We start from the raw sequence: 819 nt of genomic DNA, 5'->3' as shown, positions 1-819 counted from the left end.
CCAAAGGCAATACCCAAACCGTCACCACCACCGTTCAGAAAGACGGCGGTTACAGCGTAGACGTACCGAATGCACTGCCGGACGGCGAATACAGCGTTAAAGCCACCGTCAGCGACAAAGCGGGCAACACCGCCACTGCCGAAGACAAAGAAGGCAACGTTATCGATACCTCTGCGCCGATGATCAGCGTAGACGCACCGGACAACAGCAAAGACAACACCCCGACGATTACGGGCAAAACCGATGCTCCGGCCGGTTCCGTAGTGACCGTAGTGGTGACCGACGCCAAGGGCAACACCCAAACTGTGACGACTACCGTTAAAGGTAATGGCAGCTACGGTGTAGACGTGCCGAACGCATTGCCCGACGGTAACTACACGGCGGAAGCCAAAGTCAAAGATCCGTCCGGTAACGAAGGCAAAGCCGCCGACAAAGGTTCGGTGGACACCCAAGCCGCCATCACCGTAGACGCACCGGCACTGAGCAGCGACAACACCCCGACCATCACCGGCACCACCACCGACGTGGAAGAAGGCCAAGTGGTGACTTTGGTGGTAACCGATGCCAAAGGCAATACCCAAACCGTCACCACCACCGTTCAGAAAGACGGCGGTTACAGCGTAGACGTACCGAATGCACTGCCGGACGGCGAATACAGCGTTAAAGCCACCGTCAGCGACAAAGCGGGCAATACCGCCACTGCCGAAGACAAAGAAGGCAACGTTATCGATACCTCTGCGCCGATGATCAGCGTAGACGCACCGGACAACAGCAAAGACAACACCCCGACGATTACGGGCAAAACCGATGCTCCGGCCG

At 57.6% G+C, this 819-nt stretch carries 1 protein-coding gene; it reads left to right on the top strand.

Annotated elements, in window-relative coordinates:
- Window positions 1-819, top strand: an 819-nt coding sequence (locus AKG43_RS11855) for an Ig-like domain-containing protein (protein WP_197273155.1), incomplete at both ends; no start/stop codon positions are given.

Source organism: Neisseria sp. 74A18 (genome assembly GCF_001308005.1).
In the GTDB taxonomy this organism is placed as follows: domain Bacteria; phylum Pseudomonadota; class Gammaproteobacteria; order Burkholderiales; family Neisseriaceae; genus Neisseria; species Neisseria dumasiana.
The sequence above is the reverse complement of the archived record's forward strand: the minus strand, read 5'-3'. Positions and strand labels throughout refer to the sequence as shown.